General features: G+C 34.5%; 30 protein-coding genes and 10 pseudogenes. 15 read left to right on the top strand and 25 right to left on the bottom strand.

All coding sequences use genetic code 11. The features are described from left to right. From C568_RS0116845 to C568_RS0116810, 7 genes and pseudogenes are all read right to left on the bottom strand, one after another. Nucleotides 1–548 (bottom strand): ABC transporter ATP-binding protein (locus tag C568_RS0116845; RefSeq protein WP_018782207.1); only part of this gene is annotated, 548 nt, incomplete at its 3' end. 171 nt (nucleotides 549–719) lie between these two features. After that, the gene (locus C568_RS0116840; protein WP_003207016.1) at nucleotides 720–1,061 is read right to left on the bottom strand and encodes a DUF1048 domain-containing protein; all 342 of its coding nucleotides are present in this window, start codon (nucleotides 1,059–1,061) and stop codon (nucleotides 720–722) included. Between the two features lie 71 nt (nucleotides 1,062–1,132). After that, the gene (locus tag C568_RS0116835) at nucleotides 1,133–1,453 is read right to left on the bottom strand and encodes a PadR family transcriptional regulator (protein ID WP_016131412.1); all 321 of its coding nucleotides are present in this window, start codon (nucleotides 1,451–1,453) and stop codon (nucleotides 1,133–1,135) included. A 991-nt stretch (nucleotides 1,454–2,444) separates the two neighbouring features. Then, a pseudogene (locus C568_RS0116830) lies at nucleotides 2,445–2,720 on the bottom strand (tyrosine-type recombinase/integrase); the annotation flags it as partial. Further along, nucleotides 2,717–3,168: pseudogene (locus C568_RS31970) on the bottom strand (ArpU family phage packaging/lysis transcriptional regulator). The pseudogenes C568_RS0116830 and C568_RS31970, both read right to left, overlap by 4 nt. A gap of 258 nt (nucleotides 3,169–3,426) precedes the next feature. Next, nucleotides 3,427–3,738, bottom strand: coding sequence for a hypothetical protein (locus C568_RS0116815; RefSeq protein ID WP_018782205.1), 312 nt, complete (start codon nucleotides 3,736–3,738; stop codon nucleotides 3,427–3,429). A gap of 51 nt (nucleotides 3,739–3,789) precedes the next feature. After that, nucleotides 3,790–4,095 (bottom strand): monooxygenase, encoded by a 306-nt coding sequence (locus C568_RS0116810; protein WP_003203177.1) that lies wholly within the window; start codon nucleotides 4,093–4,095, stop codon nucleotides 3,790–3,792. 482 nt (nucleotides 4,096–4,577) lie between these two features. On the opposite strand from C568_RS0116810, the gene C568_RS0116805 reads away from it, so the two are divergent. After that, a complete protein-coding gene (locus tag C568_RS0116805; RefSeq protein WP_003203174.1) occupies nucleotides 4,578–4,874 on the top strand; it encodes a hypothetical protein in 297 nt (98 codons plus the stop codon). 81 nt (nucleotides 4,875–4,955) lie between these two features. Here the strand turns inward: C568_RS0116805 and C568_RS0116800 are convergent, their stop codons facing one another. Continuing rightward, a complete protein-coding gene (locus tag C568_RS0116800; RefSeq protein ID WP_018768014.1) occupies nucleotides 4,956–5,327 on the bottom strand; it encodes a hypothetical protein in 372 nt (123 codons plus the stop codon). Nucleotides 5,328–5,558: 231 nt separating this feature from the next. Here C568_RS0116800 and C568_RS0116795 point away from each other — a divergent pair, with 231 nt between their 5' ends. Continuing rightward, nucleotides 5,559–6,062 carry a hypothetical protein gene (locus C568_RS0116795; RefSeq protein WP_006096844.1) on the top strand — a complete coding sequence of 168 codons (504 nt, stop codon included), beginning with the start codon at nucleotides 5,559–5,561 and terminating at the stop codon, nucleotides 6,060–6,062. A gap of 143 nt (nucleotides 6,063–6,205) precedes the next feature. Here C568_RS0116795 and C568_RS0116790 read toward each other — a convergent pair whose 3' ends face one another. The 3 genes from C568_RS0116790 to C568_RS0116780 form a co-directional block, all read right to left on the bottom strand. Next, nucleotides 6,206–6,595 carry a (deoxy)nucleoside triphosphate pyrophosphohydrolase gene (locus C568_RS0116790; RefSeq protein ID WP_018782204.1) on the bottom strand — a complete coding sequence of 130 codons (390 nt, stop codon included), beginning with the start codon at nucleotides 6,593–6,595 and terminating at the stop codon, nucleotides 6,206–6,208. A 305-nt stretch (nucleotides 6,596–6,900) separates the two neighbouring features. Beyond that, on the bottom strand, nucleotides 6,901–7,194 hold the full coding sequence (locus C568_RS0116785; RefSeq protein WP_006096842.1) for a hypothetical protein: 294 nt from the start codon (nucleotides 7,192–7,194) through the stop codon (nucleotides 6,901–6,903). A gap of 66 nt (nucleotides 7,195–7,260) precedes the next feature. Continuing rightward, the gene (locus C568_RS0116780) at nucleotides 7,261–7,383 is read right to left on the bottom strand and encodes a hypothetical protein (RefSeq protein ID WP_029427407.1); all 123 of its coding nucleotides are present in this window, start codon (nucleotides 7,381–7,383) and stop codon (nucleotides 7,261–7,263) included. A 272-nt stretch (nucleotides 7,384–7,655) separates the two neighbouring features. On the opposite strand from C568_RS0116780, the gene C568_RS0116775 reads away from it, so the two are divergent. Together C568_RS0116775 and C568_RS36135 are read left to right on the top strand one after the other, a co-directional pair. Further along, entirely contained in the window at nucleotides 7,656–8,750 is a 1,095-nt protein-coding gene (locus tag C568_RS0116775) for a response regulator aspartate phosphatase (RefSeq protein WP_003209465.1), read from the top strand. After that, on the top strand, nucleotides 8,747–8,869 hold the full coding sequence (locus C568_RS36135) for a hypothetical protein (protein ID WP_018768008.1): 123 nt from the start codon (nucleotides 8,747–8,749) through the stop codon (nucleotides 8,867–8,869). The genes C568_RS0116775 and C568_RS36135 overlap by 4 nt, the downstream gene beginning before the upstream one ends. 89 nt (nucleotides 8,870–8,958) lie before the next feature. Here the strand turns inward: C568_RS36135 and C568_RS30920 are convergent. Beyond that, nucleotides 8,959–9,411: pseudogene (locus C568_RS30920) on the bottom strand (glycoside hydrolase family 5 protein); the annotation flags it as partial. Nucleotides 9,412–9,553: 142 nt separating this feature from the next. Between C568_RS30920 and C568_RS0116760 the strand changes: the two are divergent. Further along, nucleotides 9,554–10,900 carry an NAD(FAD)-utilizing dehydrogenase gene (locus C568_RS0116760; RefSeq protein WP_018782203.1) on the top strand — a complete coding sequence of 449 codons (1,347 nt, stop codon included), beginning with the start codon at nucleotides 9,554–9,556 and terminating at the stop codon, nucleotides 10,898–10,900. A 270-nt stretch (nucleotides 10,901–11,170) separates the two neighbouring features. Here the strand turns inward: C568_RS0116760 and C568_RS0116755 are convergent. The 6 genes and pseudogenes from C568_RS0116755 to C568_RS33110 form a co-directional block, all read right to left on the bottom strand. After that, nucleotides 11,171–11,524: pseudogene (locus C568_RS0116755) on the bottom strand (ATP-binding cassette domain-containing protein); the annotation flags it as partial. After that, nucleotides 11,520–11,828: pseudogene (locus tag C568_RS0116750) on the bottom strand (transposase); the annotation flags it as partial. The pseudogenes C568_RS0116750 and C568_RS0116755, both read right to left, overlap by 5 nt. Nucleotides 11,829–11,860: 32 nt before the next feature. Continuing rightward, complete coding sequence (locus C568_RS0116745) at nucleotides 11,861–12,178, bottom strand: hypothetical protein (RefSeq protein ID WP_003199857.1); 318 nt, start codon at nucleotides 12,176–12,178, stop codon at nucleotides 11,861–11,863. Between the two features lie 207 nt (nucleotides 12,179–12,385). Beyond that, nucleotides 12,386–13,039: a DUF6944 family repetitive protein gene (locus C568_RS0116740; RefSeq protein ID WP_016114779.1), complete on the bottom strand. Its 654-nt coding sequence runs from the start codon at nucleotides 13,037–13,039 to the stop codon at nucleotides 12,386–12,388. 333 nt (nucleotides 13,040–13,372) lie between these two features. Continuing rightward, nucleotides 13,373–13,453, bottom strand: a pseudogene (locus C568_RS35535) (cell division protein FtsK); the annotation flags it as partial. A 259-nt stretch (nucleotides 13,454–13,712) separates the two neighbouring features. Next, nucleotides 13,713–13,901, bottom strand: coding sequence for a hypothetical protein (locus tag C568_RS33110; RefSeq protein WP_078212166.1), 189 nt, complete (start codon nucleotides 13,899–13,901; stop codon nucleotides 13,713–13,715). A gap of 717 nt (nucleotides 13,902–14,618) precedes the next feature. On the opposite strand from C568_RS33110, the gene C568_RS0116725 reads away from it, so the two are divergent. Next, entirely contained in the window at nucleotides 14,619–14,798 is a 180-nt protein-coding gene (locus C568_RS0116725; RefSeq protein ID WP_003199845.1) for a hypothetical protein, read from the top strand. A gap of 333 nt (nucleotides 14,799–15,131) precedes the next feature. Here C568_RS0116725 and dut read toward each other — a convergent pair. Together dut and C568_RS0116715 are read right to left on the bottom strand one after the other, a co-directional pair. Continuing rightward, nucleotides 15,132–15,479, bottom strand: a pseudogene (gene dut, locus C568_RS0116720) (dUTP diphosphatase); the annotation flags it as partial. A gap of 153 nt (nucleotides 15,480–15,632) precedes the next feature. Next, nucleotides 15,633–15,875, bottom strand: a complete 243-nt coding sequence (locus tag C568_RS0116715) for a DUF3947 family protein (protein ID WP_018766347.1) — start codon at nucleotides 15,873–15,875, stop codon at nucleotides 15,633–15,635. A gap of 391 nt (nucleotides 15,876–16,266) precedes the next feature. Here C568_RS0116715 and C568_RS35530 point away from each other — a divergent pair, with 391 nt between their 5' ends. Continuing rightward, a complete protein-coding gene (locus C568_RS35530; protein WP_222129854.1) occupies nucleotides 16,267–16,434 on the top strand; it encodes a hypothetical protein in 168 nt (55 codons plus the stop codon). Here C568_RS35530 and C568_RS35525 read toward each other — a convergent pair. Beyond that, entirely contained in the window at nucleotides 16,420–16,668 is a 249-nt protein-coding gene (locus C568_RS35525) for a hypothetical protein (RefSeq protein WP_033794522.1), read from the bottom strand. The two genes, C568_RS35530 and C568_RS35525, sit on opposite strands and share 15 nt — an antisense overlap. A 1,083-nt stretch (nucleotides 16,669–17,751) precedes the next feature. Continuing rightward, nucleotides 17,752–18,147, bottom strand: a complete 396-nt coding sequence (locus C568_RS0116700) for a hypothetical protein (protein WP_018782199.1) — start codon at nucleotides 18,145–18,147, stop codon at nucleotides 17,752–17,754. Between the two features lie 484 nt (nucleotides 18,148–18,631). Here C568_RS0116700 and C568_RS0116695 point away from each other — a divergent pair, with 484 nt between their 5' ends. Beyond that, nucleotides 18,632–19,213: a pesticidal protein gene (locus C568_RS0116695; protein ID WP_231398834.1), complete on the top strand. Its 582-nt coding sequence runs from the start codon at nucleotides 18,632–18,634 to the stop codon at nucleotides 19,211–19,213. Between the two features lie 51 nt (nucleotides 19,214–19,264). Here C568_RS0116695 and C568_RS0116690 read toward each other — a convergent pair whose 3' ends face one another. Together C568_RS0116690 and C568_RS0116685 are read right to left on the bottom strand one after the other, a co-directional pair. Next, on the bottom strand, nucleotides 19,265–19,882 hold the full coding sequence (locus C568_RS0116690) for a replication-relaxation family protein (protein ID WP_029427397.1): 618 nt from the start codon (nucleotides 19,880–19,882) through the stop codon (nucleotides 19,265–19,267). Further along, nucleotides 19,824–20,510 (bottom strand): annotated as a pseudogene (locus C568_RS0116685) (FtsK/SpoIIIE domain-containing protein); the annotation flags it as partial. The pseudogene C568_RS0116685 and the gene C568_RS0116690, both read right to left, overlap by 59 nt. An 85-nt stretch (nucleotides 20,511–20,595) precedes the next feature. On the opposite strand from C568_RS0116685, the gene C568_RS0116680 reads away from it, so the two are divergent. Together C568_RS0116680 and C568_RS0116675 are read left to right on the top strand one after the other, a co-directional pair. Then, nucleotides 20,596–20,982, top strand: coding sequence for a hypothetical protein (locus C568_RS0116680; protein ID WP_231398832.1), 387 nt, complete (start codon nucleotides 20,596–20,598; stop codon nucleotides 20,980–20,982). Nucleotides 20,983–20,997: 15 nt separating this feature from the next. Further along, nucleotides 20,998–21,306, top strand: coding sequence for a hypothetical protein (locus C568_RS0116675; RefSeq protein ID WP_018782194.1), 309 nt, complete (start codon nucleotides 20,998–21,000; stop codon nucleotides 21,304–21,306). 88 nt (nucleotides 21,307–21,394) lie between these two features. Here the strand turns inward: C568_RS0116675 and C568_RS35520 are convergent. Next, nucleotides 21,395–21,511 (bottom strand): annotated as a pseudogene (locus C568_RS35520) (N-acetylmuramoyl-L-alanine amidase); the annotation flags it as partial. Between the two features lie 288 nt (nucleotides 21,512–21,799). Here C568_RS35520 and C568_RS0116670 point away from each other — a divergent pair. The 5 genes and pseudogenes from C568_RS0116670 (at nucleotide 21,800) to C568_RS35510 (ending at nucleotide 24,439) form a co-directional block, all read left to right on the top strand. After that, the gene (locus C568_RS0116670) at nucleotides 21,800–22,075 is read left to right on the top strand and encodes a TIGR04197 family type VII secretion effector (protein WP_018782193.1); all 276 of its coding nucleotides are present in this window, start codon (nucleotides 21,800–21,802) and stop codon (nucleotides 22,073–22,075) included. Between the two features lie 41 nt (nucleotides 22,076–22,116). After that, the gene (locus tag C568_RS0116665) at nucleotides 22,117–22,479 is read left to right on the top strand and encodes a DUF3958 family protein (protein WP_018782192.1); all 363 of its coding nucleotides are present in this window, start codon (nucleotides 22,117–22,119) and stop codon (nucleotides 22,477–22,479) included. Continuing rightward, nucleotides 22,476–23,117, top strand: a pseudogene (locus C568_RS36475) (T7SS effector LXG polymorphic toxin); the annotation flags it as partial. The gene C568_RS0116665 and the pseudogene C568_RS36475, both read left to right, overlap by 4 nt. Further along, entirely contained in the window at nucleotides 23,093–24,076 is a 984-nt protein-coding gene (locus C568_RS36470) for a polymorphic toxin type 17 domain-containing protein (RefSeq protein ID WP_442852865.1), read from the top strand. The pseudogene C568_RS36475 and the gene C568_RS36470, both read left to right, overlap by 25 nt. An 18-nt stretch (nucleotides 24,077–24,094) precedes the next feature. Beyond that, complete coding sequence (locus C568_RS35510) at nucleotides 24,095–24,439, top strand: hypothetical protein (protein ID WP_018782190.1); 345 nt, start codon at nucleotides 24,095–24,097, stop codon at nucleotides 24,437–24,439. Nucleotides 24,440–24,582: the final 143 nt, after the last annotated feature.

Below are 24,582 nucleotides of genomic sequence, written 5' to 3'. Positions count from 1 at the left end.
CCGCCGGCAAGCTCCTTGACGGTATCCCAAACTTCAATCCGCGCTTCGGGATCAAGCCCTGTCGTCGGTTCGTCGAGAAAAATGACTGCTGGCGTCCCGATCAGGCTCATGGCGATGTCAAGCCGGCGCTTCATCCCGCCGGAATATTTGTCCGCCCGGCGGTTGGCCGCATCGGTTAGGCTAAATCTTGCAAGCAGATTGTCAGCGACTTGAGCGGGATTGGAAACTCCACGCAACTTGGCAATCATCATCAGGTTTTCCCGCCCGGTGAGCATGCCGTCTAAAGCTGCGAACTGCCCTGTCAGGCTGATGCTCTGGCGAACATGATCCGGTTGACGCTGGACGTCAAAGCCACAAATACCTACTTCGCCGCCATCGGGCCTCATCAGCGTCGAGAGGATGTTGACCGTCGTCGTCTTGCCCGCTCCATTTGAGCCCAGCAGTGCGAAAATCTCGCCACGCCGCACCTCAAAATCCACCCCCTTTAAGACTTCCTTGTCTTTAAAGGATTTTTTTAACTCTTTTACAGAAATCGCTGCATTGCTCATACTTTTTTCCTCCTTATAAAAAGCGCCTTGCGGAGCTAGATTGCCTATACTCTTCTATTTAGTCTGACTGATAATCTGTACAACTTACTACCGGATTGAAAATATAACTGAATAGCGAAGGTGGCAATTCACATTTGTAACCAGCTATTCAGTCGGTATTATCTATTGCATTTATTTTTTTCCCAATCGTTTCATGATACTCTGATTCAAATCTTCACGATACTTGGCGACATAGGTTTTAGCGTTTGCCACTAGTTCGTCGGCAAATGACGCCACGTCGTCCCCAGTGATTTCCAGCACTTGTCTGCCTTCCGCCGCACCGGCTTCGAATAACTCGATTAATTCATATTGTATGTGCAGCATATCCATCCCGTTGCCCGCTGAGAAATTCCACATGTAGTTTTGAATTTTCTTAAATACAAACTGGTAGTCCTCTGGAAGGGCTTCAACCCGTGCCATCATCATTTTGTACTCTTTTTTATCACCAATCATTTTTTTAAACATTTCCAACATGTTATTTTTCCTCCTTTTTTATAAAGCTGAACAAGACACTCCAAAAATATCGGACGGAATATCTTATGAAGCTAGATTGACTTCAAGACGTTAATTTTTGATGATACAAAATCCCATTTTTTCCAAAACAATTCAAGTTCCTGGCGGCCAGCCTCATTAAGTGAGTAAAACTTGCGGGGCGGCCCCATATCTGACGGTTTCTTTTCTATGTTCACAAGTTTTTTCTTTTCTAATCGCACGAGGATGGTATAGACCGTCCCTTCCACGACTTCGGTGAACCCAAGCTCGTTCAGGCGGCGGGTAATCTCGTAGCCATAGGTTTCATGGCGGCTGATGATTTCCAGCACGCAGCCTTCCAGCGAACCCTTCAGCATTTCAGTTAAATTTTCCATGTTTAGATCCTCCTCTCCCTCCTCTATTTTGTCTGGCTTATATTCAGTATAACAGAGTACTAAGGTGAATTTTTACTAAATAGCTTTTGGAAAATCACTCTATTCAGTATTACTCATTACATGTATATTGTATCACTTAGTAGAAAGTGTCAACTATTTTTCTTGAATTTTTTTTGCAACCTAACTATTCAGTGGTGTCAGTATCGAGTGTGACTTACTACATGTATGTCATAACACGTAGTAGATATGCTGTCAACTGGATTTTCTAAATATTTTTAAAACCAGCTATTCTCATTGTCATGTTAGGTTAGGTTAACATAACGTCTCATTATAGGCATATTAAAAGGATCTTCTGATTGAAGATCCTTTTAGCTTTAGCAGTTTGTTCAATTAAAGCGCCCGTTAGCTGAATAAGTTCCTTATTCAGAGGAAAATCATACCACCATTATGTAATAAACAGCGGCACCCTTTAAATGCTGCTTATCAAGGAGACCAGCTTATTCATAAAAAAACTTTTGAAAGTAAATGGATGAGAGATTTACATAAACAAATCGAAAGGAAAGATCAAGAAAACAAGGAGGAGCTTTCATTTAATATTGATAATAATGCACTAATTTTTGAATCTGTAATTAATAACATACTTTCTTTAGTAACTTCCATGAGAAATGACAGGAGCAATTCTAACTATTTATTAGTTTGTTTAGGAGTATTTTAGCTACCCTTAATGAAGAAGGCAAAAATGTGATATTAAACATAGTGAAAGAAGAACTAGCTAACTTCAATACAACTAACACGCAGGTATAAAAAATTCATAAATTGTAGGAACCGTTCCACAACTATTCATATTATGTAATTACTGTATGCCAAAATCCCCTTTATTGGTATGACCGAATAAGATATCTAAACTAAATTATATCAATCACTAATAATTGTCTTCTTTTTATCATACTCAATTTCAAACTTAATAATCTTCTCTATTATTAAGTTTAAAATACGCATTATCTTCTCTTTCCTCAATGTACCATCGTAATCCTCTTTTCAATGCTGGAGTCAATTGAATACGCTTCTGCTTTCCTGTTTTCTTTTCTCTCATTGAAATATGACTACCTTTTAAGTCTCCTACCTTCAATTTGAAAATATCGCTAATACGTAATCCTGTATTAATTCCCATTACCAAAAGAATATAATTACGCTCATTCTTTTCCTTGAGGTGCTCTTTAATTTGTTGTATTTGATCTGGATCACGAATAGGTTGAACAAAATTCATAGATCATCCCCTCCATACTGACTTTCTACCTCATACACTTCTAACCTAAGAGCAAAAGCTAGCTAGACTTATTACGTCTATCTGTATACTCACTCATGCCACTCTCGTTATAAACCATGTAGTCAAATACTTCTTCATCTTCTACATAACGCTTTATAATAATGTCTCTCTGATTCTTACTAAAACGACTTAACGTCTTATCAATCTGAAAAGATAGCGTTTTCATCTTTCCTCTCGCTTACTCAATCCCAAATTGGCCAAAGCAACTTCTTCAGCTAGTTTACCTACCATTTTTGTTGGGCCATAATATCTTATTTCACAAGAAGCTGTAACCCTCATTTCTGATCATCCCAAACTGTCTATAAATACGAACGTCTTCAAGAATCTTTTCTAAGCGAGCATGCGTTGCTTTACGATCAATCTTTGGCAAGAAAGTTAATTGATTCATACATAAACACTCCTTGTCTATTTTATTAATAAAATATAAAAAAGCGAACACCAAACTACAGAGCAATATTGCTAACGCTCTTTATAGTTCAATGTCCGCCGGTTCTTCCAGTAGGACTAAATATTCGAGTTTCCTGCACTTCGACATCTATTATATCCTTCGATACATTTAAGATTCAAACATCTTACCATTAATATTTATATATAACTTCTATAGAAAATATCCACTAAATTTCAACTTACAAATAGTATATTGACCCTATTGTTCTTCATATAAATAATAATTTCTATCCTCTGGTAGATGCAAAATAATTATTTTTCTATTACCTTTTTGAAATTCTATAGTATGACCATTTTCACCAAGATATTTCCATCCCTTAGCTTTGTTTATAGGAATAATACTATAATATCTATAAACATTCGGTTTATCCTCTTTAATATAAATGGCTGACATCGGTACAGGAAAATCGTCAATCTTAGAATCTTTATTAGATGTAAAAAGAAATATTAAGCCACCTAACACCGATAGACATACCAAGATAATTATATTTTTTCTTTTAACCCCTTGCATAATAATCACTCCCTTACTTCAACTGTCGAGAATGCCGTGCCGTATTCCTCATTATTTAACATAACCATGATTAAGTTTGGTTAGCTTTTCATTGATGTCAAAAATTCTTACCCTAATATCTTTAACACCAAACGATTGAAGTCTGTTTCTATGCATTTCAGCATATTTTTCAGCATCTTGTTTTTCTTCAAATACATAGATACCTCCAGCTTCTTTTGTGTCTTGATTCTCTGTCCATATTTTCCAATGGAACCCTTCTTCTTCGTTAATACTATTTGCTAAATCCCAAAATGCTTTTGCCATCTCTTCACCAAAAGGACCTTCAAACGGAAAATCAACTTGTAATAGATATGCCATTTTCAATCACTCCCATTTTCAATATTTCTCAATGTAAAGTTCACCAAAAATTTTTTTAATTTGCTAGCTACCAGATAAAAGCTCCCTTTGTACAAAGGATTTTAATCCATTTTTCGGTGATGGATACATTTCTTCAATTTCTTTTGAGAACCGTCACGCTCCTTTTTCGAGAAACGTTGCTAGTGTAGAGACTGGGTGCTCTTGGATATTTTTCACATTTAGTAAAACTTGTTTTAATCCTATAATATAATTTTCTAACGATACAGCATTTTTAAGACCTAAAGTTATTTTTTGATACACGGATTTTTCAGGTGCCTAGCAAAATAAAATTTCGAAAGTCTTCTCGGCCTTCAAAATCAATAGTAGTATCATATTATTCTCAACATAATCGCAACAAATTCGCAACATTTTTCATGGACAACAGCACACTTTCTCAACGCATTTAATATCATAATATTAAATATCAAAGCGAGGTGCTCAAAATGACTTGGTTAATCATCTTAGGGTTCATTCTATTATTAAATATAAGTGGTATAAAATCTTATGGTATTCATGTTATTTTTAAGGTAAATTCAGATACAAAAGCTAAGCCAGGTTGGTCTTTTTCAAATAAGATAGATTTTCAAACGTTAAAAGGTTTATTAAAAAAGAAAAATTTAAATAATCTCAAAAACATTACACTCGGTGAACTCTTTATTCCTGTAGATTTACTTAATAGATTATTAGGTAAAACACTAATTTTCCTCATTTTATTTTTTTACTCACAGTATTTTGGTTAAATACATTATCAATTAGTTTCATATATCATTAGATACATGAAACTAACGAAACAAAAAACCGCCTGTATAGGCGGTTCTCTTTTACGCTTCCAATTTTGCTACCATTTCATCCAATACATTTTCCTTCAGGTACAAAAACGCTGATTCCTCTTCACTCGTCATTCCTCGATGATTATGTATACCGTCCAGCAATAACCACTCCGCATCCCCTACGATGTTTCTATAACGCATCTTGTCTTCCTCGTAAACTAACATCATCAGCATCTCTTCGGTACTAGCTATTGCCAGTTGTCTTTCGAACTGATCTACATAAAACACCGAAATGGTATCACTCACTCGGTAGATTTCGAATTCGTATGTATGCTTGCCTTGTTTGACCTCCACGTTATACCACATTAACTCCTGTCCGCCTGACATTGATATTTCGTATAAGTTCGAATGTGTTTGCACCATTATTAAGCCCCCCTTTTACGTTTGTTTTTCGCCTTACATGTAAAATTTTAACAGATGGATATTAACGGAGTGTAAAGTGGGTGTGAAGTCTCGATTAAACAAAAAACACCTCCCTTTACGAGGTACCCTATCGCACATAGCATGTACGGTAGGTAAATATACAAGCGAAATGAAATAAATTTCCATCTATTGTATTATGCGTAATTTATAAGTAAAGGAATGTGATTATTCGTGAGCTTAAATAACGGAAGAAATTGTAACCATACTGCGATTTCTTGTTCAGTTCCTGGTTCCGTTTCCGTTCCGGAAAATGCGAGCAATATCACGATTATGGAGCTACGAGTTCCCACCGAAGCAGTAGCAGGACAAAGAGCACGCGTTCAACTAGATGCAACAATCGGTACAGAAATTTTTGCCGTTCCAGGAGATGAAGTTACTTTTAGTGTCGATGCCATTACGTATCAGCTATTCCGTAATGATGTACCACTTACAGATATACTTGTATCCGGAAACTATAGAACTAATACGGGTGACGAGACGCTCTATACCTTTAATTTTACGTTTTCGTGGGTGGATTTACCGGGAGACACGGTATTTCCGCCAGACCCGATACATTACCGAATTGTAGCGAATGTAGGGGATTATTTTCATGTAGCAAGAGCTCAAGTTAGAAATCGTGAGTTTGTTGGTGTGGTTCATCCTGTAGATCCTATACTTCCGTCTGATTCTATTTAAAATGGACTAAGCGCGCTATGTAATAAATAAAATCGACTCCGATTACTGAACTGCACCCCAATTGTTAGACACAATTAACAATTGGGGTGCAGTTCAGTACAAATCCGGTTTCTTTTTCGTTATAATAGACCCAACATTTTAAATTATAAACACAAGACCTCTACAGTCGGAATATCCGCTTGGGCCCACTTTAGCTCTAATAAATTATTAACATTAACCCATTTGAGTTCTGCATGTTCAAGTGCTTTAGGCACACCGGACTCTATGTATGCTTTATATGTAGTTAGATGAACAATAATATTCTCATACTCATGCTCAACTTCTTCTATTTTTTCACCTACAGTAATAAAACAACCTAGCTCTTCTTTAATCTCACGTAATAGTGCTTCTTCCGGCGCTTCTCCTTCATCAATTTTCCCACCAGGAAATTCCCAATAGTTAGGTAATGACATTGTAGGAGAACGTAATGCACATAGTATTTTATTTTGTTCATTGAATATTACTGCTCCAACAACCGATACTTTTTTCTTCATCGCTAATCACTTCCTTGATATCGTTTCATTCTTTTGCGTTATCTCATCTTCCCGTTTTATTCTGCTCTAGCTTTTTCTTTAATTTCGCAACATCTTCATTTTTATTTAACACATGTAACTTGCGATGACAATTTGCACCTACTCCAACAGTGTTATAAATCGGGTCTTCCCCACCATCCGATAGCCATTTTACATGATGAGCTTCTAAATATGGATTCCCTTATTTATCTTTGAAAGGAGCATGCTGTTCGCACAATTCACATATACCCTGTGCACGCCTCTTAGCCAACTCAGCTACATATTCATTACGCTGATATGTTTTCGTTTTTTGTAAATCGTTTGTTACTAATAGATATTACCTTTGTAGCACGGTCCTTTAGTTCTTCATAATTTAATCCTCTTGCTTCTTTCATTTCTTGCTCTTGTCGAATCTGAACAATATTCTGAGGAAGTACTACATTCTTAGTCAATAACTGGATTGGAAAAACCCATACTTTTCTATTGATTCCTTGCGTATCCTCCTGAATCTCTTGAAAAGGTTGCTCTATAAGCTTTACTTGCCCCATAAAGATATGTTTATCTGTTTCAAACGCTTCCAATAAATAAACGCCTACTCCATTTTCATTAGAATCATGTAGAGTCTTGTTTTGATTTCCTTCTAGAACTTAATCCCCTTCTTTCCCCATTCCCGTGTAATATAGTATATCTTCATTCCAACGATCATCGTAAATACCTTTTGTATGATCAGAAAATAATACTAATGTATTTGCTCTTTTAGATTTCCTCATTCCCCCCATATTTCCACATTTGAATCTCTTAGAAATTTCGTTATTATTCTAGATTTGACCGATTACAGATGTTCCGAACGAGAAAGTTCACTACGGTGCGACAGCGCTCCCACTTTTAGGAGGGGCGTGTCAATAAACACAACTTTTGGTTATTTGTTGCTTTAAAAATAAAACTGTTAGACAAATGTTGAGAAATATAGAAACTTAATTTCTATTACATTGTATTCCTGCTATCATTATTTATAAGAATATTTGAAAAAGGAGGGGTTTTCATGAATGTCAAAGTTAAGGGGAATGAACAAATTAAAGAACTATTAAATAATTGGTATCAAGAAATACGTTCACGTAATATAAATAATGCCCATTGTTTAAAAGAAGAAATTGATACTCTTATTCCCAATAAAAAGGCAGACTCAAGCTTATTACTCTACTATTACCTGCTAGATTTCGGATATAACTATTTAGTAGATAATTTGAGTATTTCAAAAAATAGTTTTGATAAAATTGAATCCTTTGATATGCCAACTGATAATTCCCTAGCTTACTACTATCATTTTTATAAAGCTATTCATTCTAACGCAATCGGTAATTATAATCTTGCTAAAGAGCACTATGATAAAGCTGAAGTATTACTTAATCACATCTCTGATGAACTTGAACAAGCTGAATTTTACTATAATTTAGCAACATATCATTATCATATTTACCAAGCACTCTTAGCCATAAAGTATGGGACGAAAGCTAGAGATATATTTTCTGAACACACTGGTTATGAACTCAAAACAGCTTATTGCGATAATTTATTAGGTTTAGCTTGTACACATTTAAGAGAATTTGAACTTGCTGAAGAATATTTTATTACGGCAATGGGGACATTCCAAAAGCAAGAAAATGAAAAAGCAATCTTATTAGTTCGTCATAATTTGGGTTTAATGTATGCCAGTCAAAATATTTCTAGTTCAGCAATTCGATATTTATCAGAAGTTGTTGAGAAGAAGCCTCATCATTACAAAGCAATTTTTGTTAAAGCAAAAGAACATGTCAAACTAAAAGAAGAAGAAATTGCATCCCAACTCATTGAAAAAGGGTTAACCATCTGCAATGACTTAGGTAACAAAGAGTATCAATATCGCTTTACAATCCTAAGAGAAATGAACAAAAAATCTCCTGCTGAAAAACTAGAAAAAGGAGTACTAGCAGGAATGGACTACTTTAAAACAGAAAGGTTATGGGAGTACGTTCAAGAATATACCGAGGCATTAGCAGTTCAGTTTCATAACGAAGGAAATTTTGAACAAGGAAGCAAATATTTCTATTTAAGTTATGAAGCTAAAAAAGAAATTTTTAAAAAGGAGGCGTTAAAGTGAAAAAAGTATTATTAGGAATGCTGTTGATTACATTTCTAGCAGTAAGCACACATACTTCAGTTGGAACTCAAACAGTTACTAATCTTATACAAAGTTTAGCCGACGGTGATACAGGTTGAATTATTAACAAAAAAGAACGCAATCCCAAAAGTGGGAAAGCGTTCTTTTTTATAATCCCGTACCACCCTTTTTAACTTTAATGACATTTTTACTTCTTGTGAGATTGCAAATCATTTTTCAATACATCCCAAAGTGGATTCTCTTGACGTATTGGCTTACCTTCTTCGTCCCATTTTATCTTTCCTGTTCCGAGTTCATAATTCATTCCTGTCCAAGTATCTTCACGAAATGCGTAGAACGATTGATGCCAACCTTTTTGATTGAATATAGAAATAAGGTCTTTCATATATTGAGTGGCTCCTGGAACAGTACGATTAATTCCAAATTCCTCAGCAATAATTCGATTAGATGGTACATGATTTTTCTTAGACCACTGGTGAATAGGATGCGAAAATTTTTCTAATCCCTTTTTATTCCACATAACAGGTTTCTCTAAATCTCCTACTTTTACAATCCCAGGATATTGATACTCTTTATTTTGATTTTCTCGTTGACTTGTTAATTCATACGGCTCATACATATGAAATGCGTAAAGCATTTTATATTACAAACGGTGATCCTTCTGGAAATTAAGATAAAAAAACATTCACCTCTCTAATCAATGTGAGCCATTTCCAAACGTTGAAAATTTATTATACACTAGGAAAATAGCAAGCAAACTATTCAATAGCAGGTGAAAAAATATGTATGATGTTACAATCATCGGTGCTGGAGTAAGCGCTGTTTTTATGGCTTATGCATTAGCCCAAAGCAACAAAAATATCTTAATTCTTGATAAAGGTAAGCCATTAGAATATCGAAATTGTCCTTTAGAACAAGGGGAATTATGTAACTGTAATGCATGTGACAAATATTTTGGTTTTGGTGGTCTAGGAAAATCTGAAGGGAAATTTAATTACACAAACGGGTTTGGAGGAGAACTTGAGAAAAAAATAGGTAAAGAAGTTTTTATAAAACTAATGGATGAAGTAGATAAGATCCTATGTCGTTTTGGTGGAAATTCAGTTCTAAAATACTCCACATACAATCCAAATATCACAAAAAAAGCCGAAGCATGTGGTTTACAAATGCTAACAACACAAGTAAGGCATCTAGGCACTACACTTTCGATCGACATTTTTCAGCAACTCTACAAATATTTACGTGAAAAGATAGATATCCAGTTTCGCATAAATGTACAACATATTGTTAAACAGAAACAATATTTTAAAATTACTACAAATCAAGGAATAGTTCATTCTAAGCAATTAGTATTTGCAACTGGACGCTCCGGGGCGGATTGGTTAAAAGAAATGTGCTCTTCCCTTGAAATTGCACAGGAGCAGACCCGTGTAGACCTAGGTATTCGAGTAGAGATGAAAGAACATCAATTACGCTCAATATTAAAAGACACATTTGAAACAAAACTCTCTTATCAAGATGACAATTTCACAGCAACTACCTATTGTATGAACCCCAAAGGGCGTATTGTTCGTAAGTATGAAGAAGGTTTAGTTATGCCTGATGGACAAAATTTTCGAGAACAAAGAACCGGCACTTCTAACTTAAATTTCACGTTATTTATCCCACGTTATTTCCCTACTCTGACAGAAGCAAATTTATACGCGAGTACAATTATAAAAGGAATTAACCAAGGACGAGATCGAATTGTTGTACAGCGTTTGGAGGATTTATTGAAGGGACAACCTACCTTGGAAAAGATGATGAAATATAATCATATACAACCTACACTACAGGGGGATTATGGAGATCTTAATAAAGAAATCCCTCAATTATACATTGAAGGACTCAAAGAATTTTTGCTACGTTTAGAACAATTTATCGGAGAACCTATCAATAAGGATACTTTACTATATAGAATTGATGGGAAATTTTATGCTCCTACGATTAAAATCAATGAAAGGTTTGAAACAACTATTACTGGATTGTATTTAATTGGAGATTGTTCAGGTATTACTCATTCATTATCTCAAGCAGCAGCAAGTGGCCTATATGTAGGAAAGTGTTTATCTAATAGCTCTGTACTATAATTATAAAGAATAGTTAATTCTTCATATACAACAAATAACATCATTACTTGACACTTCCCCCCTAAAGGGAATAGTAGGAAAACCTTATGGTCTTATATCATATTCCCATTTATGAGTGCATTCTGTTAATATGTACCCTACTTTTCCTATTAAAAAGCCTAATTTCTCAATTGATTGTAGAGAAATTAGGCTTTTTTCATCACTCCATTAAAGCACCCTATAGTTTAATGACTCGATTTACTGATTATATCTTCAATCATGCACTTTGAACTATATAGATATAGTTTTTGTTGCAACTGTTTGTTGAAATGCCTTATCATGCCCAACAATAACCATTGTGGGATTAAATTGTTGAATAAGCTCTTCAATCTGCATACGCGAATAAATATCAATAAAATTTAATGGTTCATCCCATATATATAAATGAGCTTTTTCACATAAACTTTTAGCGATAAGCAGCTTTTTCTTTTGTCCACCAGAATAATGAAATATATCTTTCTCAAATTGAATTCGGTCAAAATCCATCTTACGTAGGATGGATTTAAATAACGTCTCATCAATCTCGTGCTCTTCAATAAAGTCCGATAACAATCCCTTCAAATGAGAAGTATCTTGTTGGACATAGCGCAATTAACTGTCCATATAAATGGCACTGGAATCGCTCGAGTTTTATCTTTTTTACCGCATGAATACCAAAAATAGATTTCCATGTTTTAAATAAAATTTCAACTTGCCAACGAAGAGAATAGAATTGATAAATTTTATGCGCCGTCATGTCAGTTTCATTTATCTTTGTAATAAACAAGTTGATACCACTCGCGTATTTAGGCATTCGTCGTTTTTCTTTTTTATGCCGTTCTAATCGTTTTGTATGTTCAGATTCTGTTAATTTATAGATGATTAGGCGCGTTGGTTGTTTTTGTTGAAAATTATACATAGTCTTAACTTGATGGCTATGTCCTATTGGACGCTTTTTATTTCATAACCATTTAACTTTCCAATACCAAATAAATCAATTTCTGTATCAATTAATTTCGGGATAAATTTCACTATTTTTGTCCTACCTTGAAGAACTTCACCTTCAGTAGTAATAAATTCAAATACTGGTTGCTCATTTTTCTTCATTATTTCAATAAAAATTGTATCTTTATCAGTAGTTCCACGTATAATGACTTCCCAGTCTAAATAGTCATCAATCCTTACATAAGCTATTCGAAAATCTATTTCTTCTTTTCTCTCTCCTAAATAAGTGATTTTTCCAACTTCAAACTGTGCCATTTTACTACCTCCCTTTTATTACATCTTCGACAGGAAAGAAGAAAAACCTACACTATAAAACATCTTTTATTCTTTTAAATTACCAAAAATTGAGCTATAGAAAATAATTCTCCCTAAAGTCCTTGTCCGACCTTAAAAGAGAATGAAATATTTCCTTCCATTCATATGAATCTTCATACTAATTTCTCGATAGCTAAAGTTTCAAACTCAATCCTCTATCATTTGTGTGATTCCAATTGCTGAAACTGCTGTACCGATTGCTTGTATCCAAATACCAATTAGTCCAACGAATCTCTCATCTTCTTTTTCTCTATCATTTTTCTCAATCATTTGGTTTTCCTTGGATATGTTGTGTATGCCTTGAAATGCTTGCAATCCAGCTCCTAGCGTTTGTAGTGAATTACCCACTACAATCAACCATGGAATTTCAGGCTCCTCATTCAGTGCCACCTCTACCCCTACAAATGCACCAATAGACTGTAGACTATTTCCTGTGATAATGAGATAATCATTCTCTTCCATTTCTTTTTGTATATTAAAAAACGTTCCTATTACATTTGAAACATTCCCTAAAGCTAATAATTCAATCCCTGTTTTCTCCAAAGATTTATTTCTTTGTTTCATTTGTTCCTCTTTACTCAGTGCAGTTTCTTCTACTTTCATCCCTTGTTTTTCAAAGGAATCTTTTAACGCTATCAATTGCAGTATATATCCAAGAGCTTGTAATGATCCACCTACAATTACAAGTGGTTCTTCAACATTTTCTTCTCCTATAAACCCTCTTGTAGTTCCAATGGCAGCTATCGTATTTCCACCTACTTGAAACCATGCTCCCGTAACCGTTAAATTTCTTGGATTCATATTATTCATCCACCTATATTAGAATCATCTTATTTATCATGGATTCACGGACATCAATACCCACTTGTAAAATAATAACATTTATGTCTTCCCTACATTTTCCCATTATATTTTCATACATTTCATTTTGTGCATGAAATGACTTCTCCAAGCTTTTTCACCTATGTATATATTCCAAATTAAAAAGAGCACTCGACAGTGCTCTTTCGTGATAAGGAGTTTTCAATGAGTATGAAAAAAGCGATTTACGCTTGTCCCATACTTCAATATATGCTTGCCTAGTTCAAAAGGTGTGCAATTTATAAAACTTTTTTCAATTTACTAAATTCTTCATCCAATTGCCATGTGTGGTGTTTCATCAAAATCATGATAAATGATTTTTTTTAGACTTTGACCAATAGGAACAAACCATTTTCTCTGCTGTATTAAATTGGTAATTCAACTCACATATGCAGTTGCATCTTTACTCTCACCATTCATTTGCATAGTAAACGTTACTTTAGAATCCATAATTCCCTCCTCTATTTTTGTTCGTTGTGTTCGTTTGTTTTGTTAGCCCTTAAATTAAATTACAACTACATTCTTTCTATTAAATAACTACTATCAATAAAGAATTCAGAAAATCCATAAACAAAAAGGAGTGCTTTGAAGAAAAGCACTCTTTCAAAAAAATTTACCACTCTCGACGCTCATCGCGATCACAATCACGATCATGTTTACGTCTACGACGACAATCATCGCAATCACAGTCGCGTCTACAACGACGGTCATCACAATCTCTATGTCTGCATCTACAGAACATTAAGTTATCCCAAAATCTACCGCAATCTCGAAAGCGATTAAAATGACAATTACATCTCATAGATATGATTACCTCCTCTTCACAATAGGATTCATCATATTCTATGATTAAACACAAAAAACAGCTTGTTTATTAGTCTATATTCTGTATTTTAGAGTAATAATATTCATATCTAATATGGCTAATAACAAAGATTTTGGTGTGACTTCCCTAATAAACATTTCCGTTTGAATGAAATTCAATATTCTGTCAATAATGTAGATACAATAATCTTTCTCCAGTCCCCCCATTGGAGCCGAGCAGTTAGCTTTTGCTAGCTGCTCTTTTATTTTTATTAACTTGTCACTATTTGATAGGGTAAGCATATATTATGGATATAAGACATGCTTACTCATATGCCCTCATATTGAAAGAGGGCATTTTTATTACATACAAAATAGCGTTTTTGTTGATTTTTTTCACATTTAACTGAGACAAGCATATATTATTTTATGTAGACCTTTCTCATAAAAAATCTACCTTTCTGAGAGCACATTCATATGTGTTCTCTCTTTTTATTTGCTATTAAATAACACTTTTATTTTGTTTAATTTCCATCTCTCTTCCCATCCAGCATAATATTTTAAATCTATCCTATACTATTGTTACAACGGCATTTATTACTAAAAGATTTTTCAATACATTTTATTCATAATCAGTGCAATACTAAAAAACACTTTAGTAATTTTCAACAATTATGTCGCTTGTATACCTACATGTAATAGGGAGGGATGTAAAATGGAGAAAGCGAATGAAAATATATCTACATCAAGCCATCAAGCAAAAGAGGACGAAATTGCTACAGAGGCAGGTGTACTCCTAAAATTAAAAACACTTCAACCAGCAAGTGAAGAATCTGTATTAGCTCCAACCAATCAACTTCCATCTAGTGTTATGAAACCTCTTGAAGATAAATAAAGATTTTTATAAAAAGAGTTCAGTCGCAAATATCGGCTGTCCTTTTTATTTTTCTTAAAAATCCTTAAAACCACTTTCTTCCTTATGAAGGGCCCGGCCGAGATAATTGTAAAATAACGCCTGTATATGAAACCCGTACACATTTTTGACACATCCACTATCACGATCCCCTAAAAATTCGTGATAATATTAATTTGTTGAATATGCCAAATTTCGACATTGCACGACAACAATATCTCCCTTATCGAATCCCTGTCCCCCAGGGATTTTTCCTTTTATTCATTACTTTTTGTTTCATTAAATTTTCAGCCTGAAGAAAATTTAAATTTGGTATTACTTAGTTCCTGTTGATCCGAATCCGTTTTTACCTCTTTGGCTTTCCGATAGCCCGTCCACTTCCACAAAATGTGCTGTTTCCACTGGGGCTATAACGCCTTGAGCAATGCGCGTTCCTCTTTCAATAACATGAGCCTGCATATTCACTCCCAATACTCGTTCATCGTTATCAACAATGACACCAACTTCTCCCCTAAAACCACTATCAACCGTACCTAATATCACTCGTAGCTTCGTGTCACGCCTCATACCGCTACGTGGTCGTACTTGTAATTCGTATCCTGGTGGAATCTCAAAAGCTAATCCTGTTGGCACAACCTTCGTTTCTCCTCGCCAGATAAAAGAGTAAGGTAAGAGTTATTCTTTGCCATTTTAAGAGAGGGTCTGCTATTCGTGGCAGATCCTCTTTTGTTAAGCTGAAACTTAATTAAAAAGCGTTTTGTTAAATTATTTATGAATAAGTGTCCATCGAACAGTAATGTCTCCTGTTATTATTTGCTATAAACCATATACAGTTTCATGCGGAATTCCTGAAAAAAGCATTCCATCCTGTGTAATATACATGGGGTAATAATATTGTGATGAATAGTGAGGTTGTATACTTTGGTGCATTTGTTGTGCTTGTAACGCTTGTTGCTGTGCTTGCATAGCCTGGTGAACAGCTTGAATTGTACTTTGCGCAGGACCCTGCCCTCCTAAAGGACGCATTCGCATTTCATTGTAAAAATAATTGGGAAACATTCGTTTCCCCCCCTCCTCGTAAATACTCTCACCTTCCATCTTTCATACTATGCATATTGATTTAAAGTTGATAATTTGTGAAACTTCTCATCTTGTCACTCCCTAATCTCTTTCTATTCAAATAACGCTTTTATTCATTTCATTTTAATTAACTATTATTTGAAAAATCGGAAACATTTACTCGATGTTTTTTCTGAATACTCATGATATTATTTAGTTGCTGGTGTTCACCATCCCGAGAACTCAGCAACTGCATCCATGAACTCTACTCTCTATATGATGAGAGTAGAGTTTTTATTTATAGGATGATCTCTGTATATTTGTATGGAATTCAAATTTGATACTTGAATTCATTTAATAAAGAGCTGTAATCATCCTCACGATCTCGCTGTTGTTTCTGCTAGAAGTTCTTTCTGCAGCTGTTCAACTTCTTTCGATAACTCACGATTCTGTTCCATTACTTCATATGCTCCACTTCTTACATCATTTAAATCCTGAACCGTTCCGCTTAGAAGATGGGTTGCTAAGGGAACTTCCAGAGCTCCTACACGCTTTCTAGGTATGTTTTTTGCTTCTCGTCTTCTAGAAATGTAGTAGTACAAATTCCCTTCCGCAACACCAAACTGTTCAGCGATTTTCCCCCAAGTCCACTTTTTTCATCAGCTGCACGTAACTTCTCAGCCTTTGTACAGATTTGATCCCAGTTTCTCTCTTCAGCCATATTCTCCGTTCTCTCTTCGATTAGGCTATCGCCTAGCTTTTTAAGGTTTCTCCCAATTTGACAGTTTTCCACACCTCATTAAAGATATGCTCCATTTCCCTTGTCTGATGAATATCTATTTATTTCTTCATTTGGACATAACAGATTACATTTTTCACATAAATTCATATTTCTTAGCCCACACTATCCTTAAGCCGTCCGAACTAGCGGCTTCACTCTTCTTGTAATGAGAACGCAATTTATTGCAATTCGCTAACTCATTCAACCCACCGGCAGGCAACTAAAAGCGTTGTCTGCCCTTTTTTCGTATAAACTTTTTTAATTCACACAAACTACCCATAAGTGAGTTGCTGTATTACTGTTTTTTGAGAAAACATAATTTTCAACGTAAGCAGATAGCATAAAGAGCTATCTGCTTTTCGTATAATCTTTTTCATTTCACATATACTATCAACGAACCTATTTACCAATACGAGTCATTTTGGTGTTTTGAATTTCTCCTAAATTACCCTTCTTGGGATAAGCATTTTTTGCTTATCCCATTTTGTTGTATATATATTTAAATTTACGTTAACACTATTTACGAGCGTGTTTTCTGATTATTCGTGGTTTTTATCCAGGGTAATCTTTCTCCTAATGAGGACGGCAGGTACGACTGCTTGTCCTTATTTTTTTACTCATACCATTACTTGGAAGTGTTCGTTTGGTTTGCAGTTCTGTTAGCAAACTTGTTAGCACTTTTTTATATTTCTTCTACTAAAAACCTCCATTGTATTTCTTCTATTACTCATCACTCTCACTGCCATTATGACGCAAATCATCAATTAAATTATGGGATTTTAAAAATTCCATAATTTAATTGATGATTTGGAGTATTTTATCTGAACTCCCTAATAACTAAAAACATTATTACCTATGTTTATGGCTACGTAATAAATTCTTTTTTCGTTTAGGAGATACTTCAAAATCTTAACTTGATGGTGGTGTGGCGCTGCCCCAAGAAGGGACTCGCTTTTCGCGATCCCCTTCCACTGTGCTTAATAAGCTCAAAGTCGAGCATATCTTTTTAGAAGTCCAATTTATCCAATAAAAAAAGCACTCATTAAAGAGTACTTTTAAACGCATTATCAATAAAATGATATCTAAAATAAATAATTACTTTAATGAATAAGTACAAGAATTACCATTATTCACAAGGCGTAACCTATCATTATCTCTTATCATTTTAACAGTAGTTTTTTCTTCTTCACTGCTTTCTGTTGTTTTTCCATTAACCTTAAGATCAGTAAGTTTTACTTGGAATTCATCCTCAAATATTCTTGTATATTGTAACTCCGCAGTTTTCTTATCTCCCTCTTTAGTGAGTCCTTTCCATACCATCTTATCTTTCCCTGAAAACACGATTGTAGGTGGACATTTTGTATTAGTCTTGTCTATCAATTCCCAGGTACCATTAAACCTATACTCATTTTTACTAGATTCATTATTATTTCCACATGCACTTAAGATTAAAATATAACCAACTGATATAGCAATTAGTTTCTTTTTCATAATACGCCTCCAAATATAAATTTGTACCAATTATGAAAATAACTATTCACTTAAGAACATATTATTATATTTACTCTTCCGTTTATCTATTTATCCCTCTATATAGTTTGTCCATAATGGACAACGTCCTATAAGAAACTTTATTTATTTTTAACGAAACTAACAGAAATATGATCAAAAATTAGTTTCCAAACCCATTACTTAAAAACAAAGTACTATAACAAACATTAGATACTGTCTATTGAACATCCTTAACATACGAAATTGTTCACTGTTTATTCAAACTACAGTGAACAAAAAAAATGAACCTAAACAATCTTATTTTTCAAAACTTTATGACAATTTATTTTCAAAAAGGTACAGTACCACATTTTAAAACAAAAAATAGTTATATATTGGAATTCCCATCATATATCTGTCTTATGCTCTATCTAGAAGGGACTGTTGAAAAATGGGGAATAATCACTTTCATAATGTGTTTGCTGTGAAACAAGAACATTTTGGACAGGTTCTTAAATTAAAGAAATTCTTTGAAGAATTGGATATGGATTTTAATGATTTCACTGATCCTCGCACTCTAGTCAACGTGCTAGAATCAAATCGTGATATAAACTTTTTGAAGTCGTCACAGGAAGCAATCATCGGAGGAGAAGCACTTCAAATTTCAGAATTGATCGAGAAAATTAGTAATCTGATTATTAAAGATATATTAGCATTTCCTACTTATCGTTGGGGAGAAAGTATAAACCAAGATATTGTGAGTCAGGTGACCGATTCTATTACTAACATGTTTATTAATTTAAATAAGCAAGATGCTGAACCATGGATCTTCTGGTATAACACTGGGAGTGTTTTTCCAAGATATACTTATAATATTTTAATCGCTATAGATACTCAGGACAAAGACTATCTTACAGACGTTTTAGCCATTAGTTTTGATGTTTTGGTTGTAAAAAAAACTAAACGGGAAGTTTGTTCTTTCACAGTTAATGATAGTGCACAATGCCTTATAATGATGAAACATATGCTTGTTGGGATTAAATTTGAAGATGTTTATCCCTCGTAACCCCCGCCCCTCTACTTATAAGTAGAGGGGCGGTTATTTTTTGCTACACTCTTATATACTTTGAATCACATAGACCTTCACATATATATCATATTTTGCTGCTAACTGTTCCAATTTCTTTTCCCTATATTTTGTAACTGTAAAGAAATGAATAATTGGCACCTTTCCATTATATTTTTGCTTATAAATTTGCGTGAACTCTTCATACTTTTTTAGCTTTTCTTCATTAATCTTCATTTTTTGTGAACGATCTACTTCAACTGCATGAAGTATCCCTTCTTCATCACTGTATTTTACATCTGGAATAATCTTCTTTTTCTCTCCATTCTTTCTATAACATATTTCCGTTTCTATTTGCCAATCGTCTGGACAATATAGATGTAACCAGGCTTCATTTCGTAAAAGCGCATGCTCCATTCTATTTCTTGAAACAACTTTCCCTTCGCCCAATAGTGCATGACCTTCTTTGTTGAGGTAATATACATACTCTTTATAATAGGTTACACGACTTACGAATGGAGTTAAGTCTTTCATAATACGGTTTGCATTTCGTATGCCACCCATATCATGTACGCGCATCAAATGTCTTCTTGTTGCAAACTGCAGTTTTCTAATCGTCGCAAGTATCTCCATCTGACGTTCCTTCTTCAACTGCTTCAATGTGTCCATCCTTCTCCACCTCATATTCTTTTAGATGTTCCCACATAAGCTCATCGTCAATAAATGGAACTTGCAATTTTGTAAAGTTGTCTTTCATATATATTGCTCTACCTGGCACAGATGGTAAATCCTCTAAACCGCATTGATCAATCACTACTTCGGATGCTGTACGCGTCGGTAAACGAAATCCCAGTTTTGCATTCGCCATTTGCTTTACAACCCTCGGTAATGTGTCACCAGTTGGATATTGCGTACAGAAGACGATGCGGAAACCAAGTGTTCCCCCAACTCGTGCGATATGACTGAGCATATATTGACATTTCTCTAACATTTGGTTTTGTCCTCTTGGTAACCCTTTTGAAGGCGCAAGTACTGCTCCTTCGTCTACTACAATGAAATACCGGTCTTTTTCTTTTGTATGGACAATGTTCTTGATTCCTCGTTCTTTCATATATTTACCATGCCCACTCATCTTCTCTATAACTTTTATCAGCATAGCATGAGCTTGTTCAGGTGTTTCCGCAATGGATTCGACTTGTTGTAATTTTTTGTATTTGCTGAATTCTAGCCCTTCTGCCTTCAAATCGATGAGATAAAAATGAGCATGATTCGGATTCGCTGATGATAAGGAAGCAAAAGTTGTTGAGGATGCAAAATTACTTGAGTCTGGGGCAAGAAGTTATATAACCCAATATGATGACGGACTTGTGCATGTAGAAAAAATGTATAATGAAATTAGAGCTTCAACTTCTGATGTTTCAGCAATTGCTAAAAATACCGGTTGGAAAGAAGCAAGAATCAATCGTATTAAAGAACATCTTTTTATGAAAGAACATGATCTTGATCGAGGATTAGATAGGTTTGACCCTGATTTTGGAATTGCAAGAGCTTGGCAACGGTTAGAAAAAGGTATTCATCATGAAAATGACATAGAATTACTTAAACATGAATACTTTGAATCTCGATTTGAAGGAATTTTTAAAACTGATTATGTAACAGCACATCGTAAGACAGTTAATTCAGGACGCCCATGGGATTCACCTGAAGCCGAACCAATGATACCTTTTGATGAGCATTTAAAAATTCCTCTTGATAAAGTTTTTGATTAAGGAGTGTTGAGAAAAATGGGGAGATATCCACTAATAGCAATAATGAAAGAGAATGAGGATAAAGAAAATGTAATTTACAGTTTCGGTCCAGATACGGAATCTTGTATGTTAAATCCAGAGCTTTATAGTAGATGGAATTTTAAAGTTGTAAAGAATGCAACTAGCCGTATTGAAGCATTTATTTTACTAGATGATATGCCTGAGAAACATATTTCCTTATTATATAAATGCATTCACAAAATATATGTTCACATAGAAGAAAATGGTGGTATAGAAAATATGAATAACATTGACTTTCTGGAATATTTTGAGTTTATCGTGTAATATTTATCATCATTAAACATTTGACATAATAATTCTAAGAAACCAACTCTTTAGTAGGAATCGGTTTCTTTTTCATGCCGTTGCTAGGTTAATAGACGTTTACATAGGCTTCGTTTGCAGTAACATAGTATGTTTTGTCCTTACTGTTGTGTACTTTGTATTGTGGTTAACCATTAATAGTCACCTTTGCATCGATTATAAATACTATACCCACTTCTACTATGTTAAGCCATATCTAATTTCTTTATTTATCATTTCATTCCTGGCAAAGCCCTTTCTCTCATTATGAACTCTCCCCCACCGACTGAAGACTGTAAAAACACACATGTTATAAAAAGGAATTTTTCAAGGAAAACATAGCCAATTATTGCTATAATTAAATTCGCAATATTTTCCCAGGAGTGTTCCTATGGAGAACAGTAGGATAATGGACATACATACTAGGCACTCCCTTCCTTAATACGTTCATAGAAATATAGAAAGGATCTATGCGATGGGACAATTTCAAAGTAATTTTCAAACCGCTGCACAAATCGCAACGCAAATGAGAGCCGCTTCGGATACAATCCAAAGTGCGACAAATCGTTCTATAACAAAGGCGGCACGAACTACGCTAACTGTTAATTCCAAAGCGCAGGAAGCGAATCAACAAGCGTTTGATTTAACGAAACAATTTTGCGCCGCTTTTCAACAAGCGGTCGATAATATTCATTCGGTAGCTAACGAGTTTGAGAGAATGGATAACGAACTTCAAAATACTTTTCGCTAATGTGGCCACCTTCGTAAAGGTAAAACGATAGGAAGAAAAAGATGAGTCGAGATATTGAAAACCAAATCAAACAATTAAATCAAAAGTTACGAAATGTATTTGAAGAACAGGACCAAAATCAATCCGCGATTCAAACCCAGGAGCATGCGGAAGCAGACTTTCACGAATGGAAAAGTCGAAGTAATCGTTTATTTAACCGTATTTTAGAAACTTGGCACGGCGATAGAGAATTATCTCATTTTTTTATGAATATGCGTCAAGAAGCACAACACATTGAGCGAAAACTTACATTCGAATTGGAAAACCAAAAAGAAACGTTGCTTAAAGAAAGACGAGACCTTAGTGATTTAGAAAATGACCTTTCCTATCAGCAACAACAATTAGCAAGGGAGGTCAATGCATGAGTTTAAATATGTATTTGGGAGAAGTACAGAACCAGACTCAAAGCATGAATGCTGTATGTACGGCTACCATTCAAGGGATGGAACAAGCTATTCAGTCCATTGACGCTTTTGCAATTGATACTGTTCTACAAGGACAAACATATAGCAGTGCAAAATCATTTTTTGTACAAACCTTTCGTCCTTTAGCACAAGGGATTATTTACTTATGTGAAGAATTAATCCGTCAGAATGATGCCTTTCCAAGTCAATTTGAATCCAAGGTAGCTTCAACGGATGTAATCGAACAAGAAATATTAGAACAAATTCAAGAAATTGACCGAATGAAGGCAAGTATGGAAGCCATCACTCAAACTATGCCAATACCAGGTATGGACGCTATGGCGAATCTTTTCACTGTTATAAGGAAAAAACTTCAAGAAAAGTTAGATCACCTGTATGAGTTTAATCAAACATCTAGTATAACTATAGTACAGCAATTCAATTAGCCGCTAGCATTGCGACAGGTGTTGCAGAAGTGCAAAGTGGAAAAGGCTTTAGTCTCGCAAGTGGTACATTTAGTATGCAAGGGTTGAATATGGAGTGGACGACTTCTATTCAAGCGATTACAGAAGATATGAAGCGTCAGTCTGAGGAAGAGAGTACAATAGACAAATCGTTATTTGATAAATTTAAAAATGCTGTCGAAAACAACGTAGAAACTATGGATCAGTTGTACGAAAAGATTATTCATCAGATAGAAAATACTCCTATGCTCGGGCAATATTATAACTACAAAAAAGGACAAAATGAAGCTGTATTAGATGAACTTAAAGGAATATTAAATACAGTCTTACACCCAATAGATAGTTTTGAAAGCGCTATGTATGCCCTTTCTCATATCGACGAAACATTTGCTGCTGTAGAACAAGCTATTTCTGATTCATGGAATCAAGATGTTGTAAATGGAGATTGGAATAGCAGAGCTAAATGGTTTGGAAATGTAGAAATGCAAGTTAAATTAGCAGCTGCCGAATTATTGGTAGGAACAAAAGGTGTAGATAAAATTTCAAAATTCGGTAAATTTCCAAAGTTAGGTGAAACCTCAACACTTAGTGAAAGTGTAAACTTTATACAAGGTATTAAAAACGTAATAAATTTCGATAAGCTTAAGCAAAGCGTTGACATGCTGAATAATATTCTAATGCCAAAAAATCAATTTGCTCTTGCTAATACCAATGGACTTGATCTAAGGTTTTTTAATGAAGCTAAGGATATGGGTAATGATGCTTATGGAGGTTATTACAAACGCAAAGAAGAACGAGGGGTAGAGTATCAAAATAATATAACAAATCCAATGACAAGGGCTGAGTTACCTAATAAAGGACATTTCAGATTTATTCCAGGGAAGGAAGTTAAGTTTAATAGGCAGCTTAATGGGTACGTTGATAAATTTGGTAATGTATGGACGAAAGGCCCTTATCATGGGGATCCTAAAAAGAATTTTGAGTTCGAATGGGATGTACAACTCTCCGAAAAAGGATTGAAGGAATGGGGAAAATATACGAAGAATGGAAAAAAATATATTAACGTTGCTCCAGATGGCACAATTTCACACTAACATATTAGGAGGAGTATTATGTTCCAACTTAGTTTATTTGTAGAATGTCAGAATAAGAACGAAGCATTGACAATATTGCATGAATTATTTAAAAAAATAGACACCATGATTACTTCACATGATGTAAGCTCAAATGAACCTTACTGGAAATTTGATGGTTGGTTTAAGATTGTGTGTAATATAGAAACGTCAAAAAGCATTCTTGATATTAAGGAAGCAGAAAAAATACTTGAAAAGATATCAAATAAGTGGTTGTGGGATAAGGGGAAAATTTCTGTTAGCTCTACTATCAATACTGAAGGTACAGTGTTTTTTAATGACAAAGTACGATTTTTCACTTGTTGGTTTGAAGACTTTGAATAATTTTTTGATAACCTTGATTGACTAAATGCCTTTCAAGCTTTCTAGGTAAATAAACATAACTATCTTGATAAAATGATTAAACAAGCAGTAAAAAATATATTATACAAAAGAGCATCCTTTAAGTGGATGCTCTTTTACAACTC

Origin of the sequence: Bacillus sp. 95MFCvi2.1 (assembly GCF_000374965.1) — a bacterium.
Classification (GTDB): Bacteria; Bacillota; Bacilli; order Bacillales; family Bacillaceae_G; genus Bacillus_A; species Bacillus_A pseudomycoides.
This window is presented reverse-complemented; position numbering and strand designations above follow the sequence as displayed.

What these genes read in the sequence shown, in the direction of transcription:
- C568_RS0116775 (WP_003209465.1), top strand. Translation starts at nt 7,656, where the DNA reads ATGAATGTCAAAGTTAAGGGGAATGAACAAATTAAAGAACTATTAAAT.
- C568_RS0116690 (WP_029427397.1), bottom strand. Translation starts at nt 19,882, where the DNA reads ATGGACACATTGAAGCAGTTGAAGAAGGAACGTCAGATGGAGATACTT.
- C568_RS0116790 (WP_018782204.1), bottom strand. Translation starts at nt 6,595, where the DNA reads ATGAAGAAAAAAGTATCGGTTGTTGGAGCAGTAATATTCAATGAACAA.
- C568_RS0116800 (WP_018768014.1), bottom strand. Translation starts at nt 5,327, where the DNA reads ATGGTGCAAACACATTCGAACTTATACGAAATATCAATGTCAGGCGGA.
- C568_RS0116815 (WP_018782205.1), bottom strand. Translation starts at nt 3,738, where the DNA reads ATGCAAGGGGTTAAAAGAAAAAATATAATTATCTTGGTATGTCTATCG.
- C568_RS0116680 (WP_231398832.1), top strand. Translation starts at nt 20,596, where the DNA reads ATGTATAATGAAATTAGAGCTTCAACTTCTGATGTTTCAGCAATTGCT.
- C568_RS0116810 (WP_003203177.1), bottom strand. Translation starts at nt 4,095, where the DNA reads ATGGCATATCTATTACAAGTTGATTTTCCGTTTGAAGGTCCTTTTGGT.
- C568_RS0116740 (WP_016114779.1), bottom strand. Translation starts at nt 13,039, where the DNA reads ATGAATCCAAGAAATTTAACGGTTACGGGAGCATGGTTTCAAGTAGGT.
- C568_RS0116840 (WP_003207016.1), bottom strand. Translation starts at nt 1,061, where the DNA reads ATGTTGGAAATGTTTAAAAAAATGATTGGTGATAAAAAAGAGTACAAA.
- C568_RS0116665 (WP_018782192.1), top strand. Translation starts at nt 22,117, where the DNA reads ATGAGTCGAGATATTGAAAACCAAATCAAACAATTAAATCAAAAGTTA.
- C568_RS33110 (WP_078212166.1), bottom strand. Translation starts at nt 13,901, where the DNA reads ATGAGATGTAATTGTCATTTTAATCGCTTTCGAGATTGCGGTAGATTT.
- C568_RS0116760 (WP_018782203.1), top strand. Translation starts at nt 9,554, where the DNA reads ATGTATGATGTTACAATCATCGGTGCTGGAGTAAGCGCTGTTTTTATG.
- C568_RS35510 (WP_018782190.1), top strand. Translation starts at nt 24,095, where the DNA reads ATGTTCCAACTTAGTTTATTTGTAGAATGTCAGAATAAGAACGAAGCA.
- C568_RS0116745 (WP_003199857.1), bottom strand. Translation starts at nt 12,178, where the DNA reads ATGGCACAGTTTGAAGTTGGAAAAATCACTTATTTAGGAGAGAGAAAA.
- C568_RS36470 (WP_442852865.1), top strand. Translation starts at nt 23,093, where the DNA reads ATGAAGCGTCAGTCTGAGGAAGAGAGTACAATAGACAAATCGTTATTT.
- C568_RS0116675 (WP_018782194.1), top strand. Translation starts at nt 20,998, where the DNA reads ATGGGGAGATATCCACTAATAGCAATAATGAAAGAGAATGAGGATAAA.
- C568_RS0116700 (WP_018782199.1), bottom strand. Translation starts at nt 18,147, where the DNA reads ATGAAAAAGAAACTAATTGCTATATCAGTTGGTTATATTTTAATCTTA.
- C568_RS0116670 (WP_018782193.1), top strand. Translation starts at nt 21,800, where the DNA reads ATGGGACAATTTCAAAGTAATTTTCAAACCGCTGCACAAATCGCAACG.
- C568_RS0116715 (WP_018766347.1), bottom strand. Translation starts at nt 15,875, where the DNA reads ATGTTTCCCAATTATTTTTACAATGAAATGCGAATGCGTCCTTTAGGA.
- C568_RS0116805 (WP_003203174.1), top strand. Translation starts at nt 4,578, where the DNA reads ATGACTTGGTTAATCATCTTAGGGTTCATTCTATTATTAAATATAAGT.
- C568_RS0116780 (WP_029427407.1), bottom strand. Translation starts at nt 7,383, where the DNA reads ATGAGGAAATCTAAAAGAGCAAATACATTAGTATTATTTTCTGATCAT.
- C568_RS0116725 (WP_003199845.1), top strand. Translation starts at nt 14,619, where the DNA reads ATGGAGAAAGCGAATGAAAATATATCTACATCAAGCCATCAAGCAAAA.
- C568_RS0116835 (WP_016131412.1), bottom strand. Translation starts at nt 1,453, where the DNA reads ATGGAAAATTTAACTGAAATGCTGAAGGGTTCGCTGGAAGGCTGCGTG.